The organism is Streptomyces sp. NPDC002446, assembly GCF_053595675.1.
This window is the reverse complement of the sequence record NZ_JBSFYC010000058.1, coordinates 43,739-51,274: the sequence shown is the minus strand read 5'-3', so window position 1 is coordinate 51,274 and position 7,536 is coordinate 43,739. Positions and strand designations below refer to the sequence as shown.

Genomic DNA, 7,536 nt, shown 5'->3' with positions numbered 1-7,536 from the left:
GCGCTGGGGGCGCTCGTGGGGTGAGCCGGCGCCGCTTTGCGCGGGCGGGCAGGCAGCGGTGACGGCCCGACCGCGGCGGAGCCTGCTGTCGGGGCTCCCCTCCTGCCGCAACGGTGATCGGCCACGACGGTGAGGGTCCGGCAGCATCGACGACGACAGACGAAATCCCCACCCGCCCACGGGAGGGGGCGGGCCGTAGGACGGAGTCTGGAGGGCCGCACCCGCAGCCGAAAACGCCCCGCGCAGCGGCAACAGCCCGCCGCAGGCGCCACGGTGAGAACCCCCACGGCGGGCCAGACGACAACGTGGGAACCAAAGCCAAGCGCAGCGGACCGCCGACAACGTACGGTGAAAAACATGACAGGCATCGGTGGGACCGAGATGGTCGACTGGAATCTCGCGGTGACGACCGCGACCCGGTTCGTGCGGCCGGGGCCGGAGGTGAGCCGCGACGAGGCCCGGGCGATCGTCGCCGAGCTGCGCAAGCACGCCAAGGCCTCCGAGGCGCACGTTCGGGCGTTCACGCGGATGGCACAGCCCGACGCGACGGGCGAGGCGCCGCATGACACCCCGGTCCTGGTGGTGGACCGGCCGGGCTGGATCAGGGCCAACGTCGCCGGGTTCCGGGCGGTGCTGAAGCCGCTGCTGGCCAAGATGGAGGACCGCCGCTCGACGGTCCCCGGTGGTGCGGTGCTCGGCGCGGTCGGCGGCAAGGTGACCGGCGTGGAGCTGGGCATGCTGCTGTCGTTCCTGGCGTCGCGGGTCCTCGGCCAGTACGAGACGTTCGCACCGGCCTCCCGGGATCTGCCGGCCGCGGCCCAGGGCGGCCGGCTGCTGCTCGTCGCCCCCAACATCGTCCATGTGGAGCGCGAGCTGGAGGTCGAACCGCACGACTTCCGGCTGTGGGTGTGCCTCCACGAGGAGACCCACCGCACCCAGTTCACCGCCGTGCCGTGGCTGCGCGACCACATCGAGGGCGAGATTCAGTCGTTCCTCGGGGAGACCGACATCGATCCGGGCACCCTCCTGGCGCGGCTGCGGGAGGCCGCCCAGTCGCTGGCCGGCGCCAAACCCGAGGGCGAGGAGGGCGACGACGGCAGCCGTAGCATCGTCGACCTGGTGCAGACGCCGGCGCAGCGGGAGATTCTCGGGCGGTTGACGGCCGTGATGTCCCTCTTGGAGGGGCACGCGGATTATGTGATGGATGGCGTGGGGCCCGATGTGGTGCCCTCCGTCGCCGAGATCCGGGAGAAGTTCCAAAAGCGCCGGGCCAGCGGCGCGGGCCGGCTCGACCTGGCGCTGCGTAAACTGCTGGGACTGGACGCCAAGCTGCGGCAATACCGTGACGGCGAGCGTTTTGTGCGGGCGGTCGCCGAGGAAGTCGGCATGGACGGCTTCAACCGTGTCTGGACGTCACCGAACACCCTCCCCACCAAACAAGAGATCGCCAAACCGGCGGACTGGATCGCGCGGGTGCACCGCAAGGCGGACGGGGCACCGTAAGCGAACGTTGTGAGCTGGGCACACCGCGTGGCAGAAGAGCGCCCCTTCAATCACCCGTCTGAGGGACCGTGACCGATGGATAGGCGTGCAATGCTCGGGGAACCGCTCGCCTCTGTCACCATCTAGGCACTCTGTGTGACGAAAAGCCCTCACCGGCCCGAGGCTCCCCAGCTGAACGATTGGAAACGGACATGGGTCCCCATCCAGCGGTCGCCGCAATACGCCTGGCGGTCCGCCGCGTACTCCACGACGTGCTCACCCACCACTGCGCACAGGACCGGCACGAGCCCCCGCTCGTGCTCGTCGCGTGCTCCGGCGGCGCCGACTCGATGGCGCTCGCCTCCGCTCTCGCTTTCGAGGCCCCCAAACTCGGCGTCCGCGCCGGGGGCGTCACCATCGACCACGGCCTCCAGGAGGGCTCCGATCTCCGCGCCGCCGAGGTCGCCCTGCGCCTGCGGGCCCTGCGGCTCGACCCCGTAGAGGCCGTCGCCGTCACCGTGGGCCGTGAGGGCGGCCCCGAGGCCGCCGCCCGGGACGCCCGCTACGCCGCCCTGGACGCCATCGCCGAGCGCCTGGGTGCCGCCGCGGTCCTCCTGGGCCACACCCGCGACGACCAGGCCGAGACGGTGCTGCTCGGCCTCGCCCGCGGCTCCGGCATCCGCTCGCTCTCCGGGATGGCCGCGACCTCCGGTACGGGCGGCCGCTACCGGCGCCCCTTCCTGGACGTGGACCGCCAGACCGCCCGCAAGGCCTGCCTGATCCAGTCGCTGCCCGTCTGGGACGACCCGCACAACGCCGACCCCGCCTACACCCGCTCCCGGCTGCGCCACGAAGGACTGCCCGCCCTGGAGAAAGCCCTCGGCAAGGGCGTCGTCGAGGCGCTGGCCCGTACCGCCCAGCTCTCCCGCGACGACGCCGACGCGCTGGACGCCTGGGCCGCCGCGGCCGAGGGCACCGTGCTCGACGACACCGGCACCCTCGACGTCGCCGCCCTGTTCGCCCTGCCGCCGGCGGTACGCCGCCGGGTGCTGCGCCGGGCCGTCATCGGAGCCGGTGCCCCTGCCGGTTCGCTCTTCGCCCGCCACATCGAGGAAGTGGACCGGCTGATCACCGCCTGGAGGGGCCAGGGAGCCATCAATCTCCCCGGGCGCGTAGGTGTTCGGCGGCAGGGTGGCAGACTTGTCATTCGGCAGGGCTGAGCCGCAGACGCTGCCCTGGCTGTGAAGTCCCACGACTTCTGAAGTCTCACGACTGACGTGAACACCGAACCGAGCGAGAGTGGCACGGGTGGACGACAAGGACATGGGCGCCGACCTTCAGGCGGTACTCATCACCAAGGAAGAGATCGACGCGAAGCTGGCGGAGCTGGCCGCGAAGATCGACGCGGAGTACGCGGGCAAGGACCTGCTCATCGTCGGTGTCCTCAAGGGCGCGGTGATGGTGATGGCGGATCTGGCGCGTGCGCTGTCCACCCCCGTCACGATGGACTGGATGGCCGTGTCCTCCTACGGCGCGGGCACCCAGTCCTCCGGCGTGGTCCGCATCCTCAAGGACCTCGACACCGACATCAAGGGCAAGCACGTCCTGATCGTCGAGGACATCATCGACTCCGGCCTGACGCTGTCGTGGCTGCTGTCGAACCTCGGCTCGCGCGAGCCGGCCTCCCTGGAGGTCTGCACGCTGCTGCGCAAGCCCGACGCCGCCAAGGTCGCCATCGACGTGAAGTGGATCGGCTTCGACATCCCCAACGAGTTCGTCGTCGGATACGGCCTGGACTTCGCGGAGAAGTACCGCAATCTGCCGTTCGTCGGTACCCTCGCGCCGCACGTCTACGGCGGCTGAGGCCACCGCCTGGGCCCGGCGGGAACCCTTTCGGGCTTCCCGCCGTTGGAGCAGGGAGAACGGAATCCTCGGCTGCATGTTCACTGTCGGCGCAGGCGCCGGGTGACAATGCTGGGGTACCGTCCGAAGGCAGTTCTTTTTCGGGCCAGTAATACACCGTACGCACGACCAGCCCTCAGAGGGCGTTGTGCCTCACTGTGGCAGGAGGGACGGGGCCGCAAACGGCTCCGTATGGATGGACGTGAAGCGATACTTCCGTGGGCCGGTCATGTGGATCGTGCTGGCCGTCCTCGCCGTGGTCGTGTTGATGCAGGTCGTCGGCTCGTCCGGCGGCTATAAGACGGTGGACACCGGTCAGGTCGTCAAGGCGATCGCTGACAACAAGGTGAAGTCCGCCGAGCTGACGACCGGTGACGAGAACAAGATCAAGGTCGAGCTGTCGGGCTCCAACAAGGTCGACGGCTCCAACAAGATCCAGGCGAGCTACATCGGCGACCAGGGCGTCGATCTGGCGAAGAACCTGCAGGCCAAGTACCAGACCGGCGAGATCAAGGACGGCTACACCGTCTCGCCGGAGAAGCAGAACCCGTTCGTCGGGATGCTGATCACCCTGCTCCCCTTCATCCTTCTGCCCGTCATCTTCCTGTTCCTGATGAACCAGATGCAGGGCGGCGGCTCCCGGGTGATGAACTTCGGGAAGTCGAAGGCGAAGCTGATCACCAAGGACACCCCCAAGACGACCTTCGCGGACGTCGCGGGGTCGGACGAGGCGGTCGAGGAGCTCGAGGAGATCAAGGAGTTCCTGCAGGACCCGGCCAAGTTCCAGGCCGTCGGCGCCAAGATCCCCAAGGGTGTGCTGCTGTACGGCCCGCCCGGAACGGGCAAGACGCTGCTGGCGCGCGCCGTCGCCGGCGAGGCGGGTGTGCCGTTCTACTCGATCTCCGGCTCCGACTTCGTCGAGATGTTCGTGGGTGTCGGTGCCTCCCGTGTCCGTGACCTCTTCGAGCAGGCCAAGGCGAACGCCCCGGCGATCGTCTTCGTCGACGAGATCGACGCCGTCGGCCGGCACCGCGGTGCGGGCCTGGGCGGTGGCCACGACGAGCGTGAGCAGACCCTCAACCAGCTCCTGGTCGAGATGGACGGCTTCGACGTCAAGGGCGGCGTGATCCTGATCGCCGCGACGAACCGTCCGGACATCCTCGACCCGGCGCTGCTGCGCCCCGGCCGCTTCGACCGGCAGATCGCCGTCGACCGTCCGGACCTGCAGGGCCGTCTGGAGATCCTCAAGGTCCACCAGAAGGGCAAGCCGGTCGCGCCGGACGTCGACCTGTCGGCCGTCGCCAAGCGCACCCCCGGCTTCACCGGTGCCGATCTGTCGAACGTCCTCAACGAGGCCGCGCTGCTGACGGCCCGGAGCGACGAGAAGCTGATCAACAACCACTTCCTGGACGAGGCGATCGACCGCGTCGTGGCCGGCCCGCAGAAGCGGACCCGGATCATGTCCGAGAAGGAGAAGAAGATCACCGCGTACCACGAGGGCGGACACGCCCTGGTCGCGGCGGCCTCCCCGAACTCCGACCCGGTCCACAAGATCACGATCCTGTCCCGCGGCCGGGCCCTGGGCTACACCATGGTCCTGCCCGACGAGGACAAGTACTCCACCACCCGCAACGAGATGCTCGACCAGCTGGCGTACATGCTGGGCGGCCGCGCTGCGGAGGAGCTGGTCTTCCACGACCCGACCACCGGTGCCGCGAACGACATCGAGAAGGCCACGGCCACCGCCCGCGCGATGGTCACGCAGTACGGCATGACCGAGCGGCTCGGCGCGATCAAGTTCGGCACCGACAACTCCGAGCCCTTCCTGGGCCGTGAGATGGGTCACCAGCGCGACTACTCCGAGGAGGTCGCCGCACTGGTCGACGAGGAGGTCAAGAAGCTCATCGAGACCGCGCACAACGAGGCGTGGGAGATCCTGGTCGAGAACCGCGACATCCTCGACAACCTTGTGCTGACGCTCCTGGAGAAGGAGACGCTCAACAAGGAGGAGATCGCCGAGCTCTTCAAGCACGTGGTCAAGCGTCCGGCCCGCCCGGCGTGGACCGGCTCCTCGCGTCGTACGCCCTCCAGCCGTCCGCCGGTGCTGTCGCCCAAGGAGCTGGCTCCGGCCAACGGCTCAGTGCCGACGACGGCCACCGTCTCGACGGAGAAGGCGGAGGCTCCCGAGGAGCCCCGCACGGAGAGCTGACCTACCGGGCCCCACGGCCCCCTGGAATAAATGCCGCGCCCCTCAGGTTTAGCCTGGGGGGCGCGGCATTCCGCGATTTCCCACCGCGATGCTGAGCGGGCGCAGAAGGAACGAGGCACCACATGACCGACCCTGTGACGCTGGACGTCGAAGGCAAGATCGGCACGTTCGACGAGAAGCGTGCGGAGAACGCCGTTCGCGAGCTGCTCATCGCCGTGGGTGAGGACCCGGACCGCGAGGGACTGCTGGAGACGCCGGCGCGGGTGGCACGGGCGTACAAGGAGATTTTCGCCGGCCTGTGGCAGAAGCCGGAGGACGTGCTGACGACCACCTTCGACCTGGGCCATGACGAGATGGTGCTGGTCAAGGACATCGAGCTGGTCTCCAGCTGTGAGCACCACCTCGTGCCGTTCGTCGGCGTGGCACATGTGGGGTACATCCCGTCCACCGACGGCAAGATCACCGGCCTGTCCAAGCTGGCCCGGCTGGTCGATGTGTTCGCCCGCCGTCCGCAGGTCCAGGAGCGGCTGACGACGCAGATCGCGGATTCGCTGATGGAGATCCTGGAGCCGCGCGGCGTGATCGTCGTCATCGAGTGCGAGCACATGTGCATGACCATGCGCGGGGTGCGCAAGCCCGGGGCCAAGACCACGACATCGGCCGTCCGCGGCCAGCTGCGGGACGCGGCGACCCGGGCCGAGGCCATGAGCCTCATATTGGCGCGCTGACGCCAGTGGGCCGCGGCGGGGTCACCCCGCCGCGGCCCAGCACCACGTCCGTTCAGACCTTCAGGCGGTCACCCATCCACTGCAGGGCCGCGGGGATCTCGCGGCGCCAGGTGTTGAAGTTGTGGCCGCCGCTGTCGAGGATGATCGACGAGATGCGGGTGGGCGATTTCGTCTGCTCGATGAAGCGCAGCGTCTCGTTGTAGTTGCTCTCACCCTGCTTGCTGCTGGTGACCAGCAGGTTCACCGGAGGAGCGGGCAGGTTGCGCTGCCGCCACAGCAGATTGTTCTCGCGCTCCAGCTGCTTGCTGCCGCCGAAGAGATCACCGGTGGTGGCGTCCAGGGGGGCCTTGTACGAGCCGGAGAGGGAGACCGCCGTGGAGAACGCCTCGGGGTGGCGCATGGTCATCTTCAGCGCGCAGTAGCCGCCGGTGGAGTCGCCCATGACTCCCCAGCTCTTGGCCTCGTTCCCTATTCGGTAGTGCTCGGTGATATCCGTGCGCAGATCCTTGGTGAAGAACGTCTCGGTCTGCTCGGCGTTCGGTATGTCCATGCACTCGGTGTCGCGGGGCGGTGCGACGGTCGGGCGCATCATCACCAGAACGGTCGGCTTCATCTTGCGCTCTTTGAGCAGCCCGTGCTGGGTCTGGGGGAAGTGCAGCTTCTTGTAGAGCGCCTGAGCGGTGCCGGGGTAGCCCGTGAGGATCAGCGAGGCCGGGAATTTCTTGTGCGCGTATTTCTTCTGGAAGTACTGCGGCGGGAGGTAGACGTACGCCTCGCTGGCGATCTTGGAATGCTCGCCGCGGATCAGCACCTTGTCGATCCGGCCCGCGGACGCCGGCCGGGACGCGTTCTCGATGCTGGTCCGCTCGGTGCCCAGCATCTTCAGCTTCGTTCCGTTCGGCCCGGTCTGGTAGTCGGTGACCACGCCCGGCTCCTGCTCCTGGCCGAAGAGGTCGGCCCAGGACGCGTAGAAGCCGAAGGACTGGTTGGCGGACAGGCCGACCGCGGCGAACACGGAGAGCTGGGTCGCCAGCAGGAGTCCGACGCGACCCAGGACGGCGCGCCAGTTCTTCTTGGACAGGCGCGGCCAGAGCCAAATGGTGAGGATGAAAAGTGCCACCGCGACGAGGACGGCAAGAAGCAGCACTTTCTTGCTGGTGAGACCCATGAGGTGCTTTCTTCCGGGCGGCCGGGCCATCCGTACCGCTATTGGAA

General features: G+C 68.4%; 6 protein-coding genes. 5 read left to right on the top strand and 1 reads right to left on the bottom strand.

Annotated features, from left to right (window positions below):
* The first annotated feature begins 357 nt into the window (after window positions 1–357).
* The 5 genes from ACWD6P_RS27420 (at window position 358) to folE (ending at window position 6,321) form a co-directional block, all read left to right on the top strand.
* Window positions 358–1,503, top strand: coding sequence for a zinc-dependent metalloprotease (locus tag ACWD6P_RS27420; RefSeq protein WP_451446831.1), 1,146 nt, complete (start codon window positions 358–360; stop codon window positions 1,501–1,503).
* A 191-nt stretch (window positions 1,504–1,694) separates the two neighbouring features.
* Complete coding sequence (gene tilS, locus ACWD6P_RS27415; RefSeq protein WP_451446830.1) at window positions 1,695–2,702, top strand: tRNA lysidine(34) synthetase TilS; 1,008 nt, start codon at window positions 1,695–1,697, stop codon at window positions 2,700–2,702.
* 103 nt (window positions 2,703–2,805) lie between these two features.
* Window positions 2,806–3,345, top strand: coding sequence for a hypoxanthine phosphoribosyltransferase (hpt, locus tag ACWD6P_RS27410; protein WP_399150806.1), 540 nt, complete (start codon window positions 2,806–2,808; stop codon window positions 3,343–3,345).
* Between the two features lie 235 nt (window positions 3,346–3,580).
* Complete coding sequence (gene ftsH, locus ACWD6P_RS27405; protein WP_451446829.1) at window positions 3,581–5,593, top strand: ATP-dependent zinc metalloprotease FtsH; 2,013 nt, start codon at window positions 3,581–3,583, stop codon at window positions 5,591–5,593.
* Between the two features lie 122 nt (window positions 5,594–5,715).
* Window positions 5,716–6,321, top strand: coding sequence for a GTP cyclohydrolase I FolE (gene folE, locus ACWD6P_RS27400; protein WP_451446828.1), 606 nt, complete (start codon window positions 5,716–5,718; stop codon window positions 6,319–6,321).
* Window positions 6,322–6,373: 52 nt separating this feature from the next.
* On the opposite strand, the gene ACWD6P_RS27395 is transcribed toward folE, so the two are convergent.
* Window positions 6,374–7,489 carry an alpha/beta hydrolase gene (locus ACWD6P_RS27395; protein ID WP_451446827.1) on the bottom strand — a complete coding sequence of 372 codons (1,116 nt, stop codon included), beginning with the start codon at window positions 7,487–7,489 and terminating at the stop codon, window positions 6,374–6,376.
* Window positions 7,490–7,536 lie beyond the last annotated feature (47 nt).

What these genes read in the sequence shown, in the direction of transcription:
- ACWD6P_RS27420 (WP_451446831.1), top strand. Translation starts at nt 358, where the DNA reads ATGACAGGCATCGGTGGGACCGAGATGGTCGACTGGAATCTCGCGGTG.
- tilS (WP_451446830.1), top strand. Translation starts at nt 1,695, where the DNA reads ATGGGTCCCCATCCAGCGGTCGCCGCAATACGCCTGGCGGTCCGCCGC.
- hpt (WP_399150806.1), top strand. Translation starts at nt 2,806, where the DNA reads ATGGGCGCCGACCTTCAGGCGGTACTCATCACCAAGGAAGAGATCGAC.
- ftsH (WP_451446829.1), top strand. Translation starts at nt 3,581, where the DNA reads ATGGACGTGAAGCGATACTTCCGTGGGCCGGTCATGTGGATCGTGCTG.
- folE (WP_451446828.1), top strand. Translation starts at nt 5,716, where the DNA reads ATGACCGACCCTGTGACGCTGGACGTCGAAGGCAAGATCGGCACGTTC.
- ACWD6P_RS27395 (WP_451446827.1), bottom strand. Translation starts at nt 7,489, where the DNA reads ATGGGTCTCACCAGCAAGAAAGTGCTGCTTCTTGCCGTCCTCGTCGCG.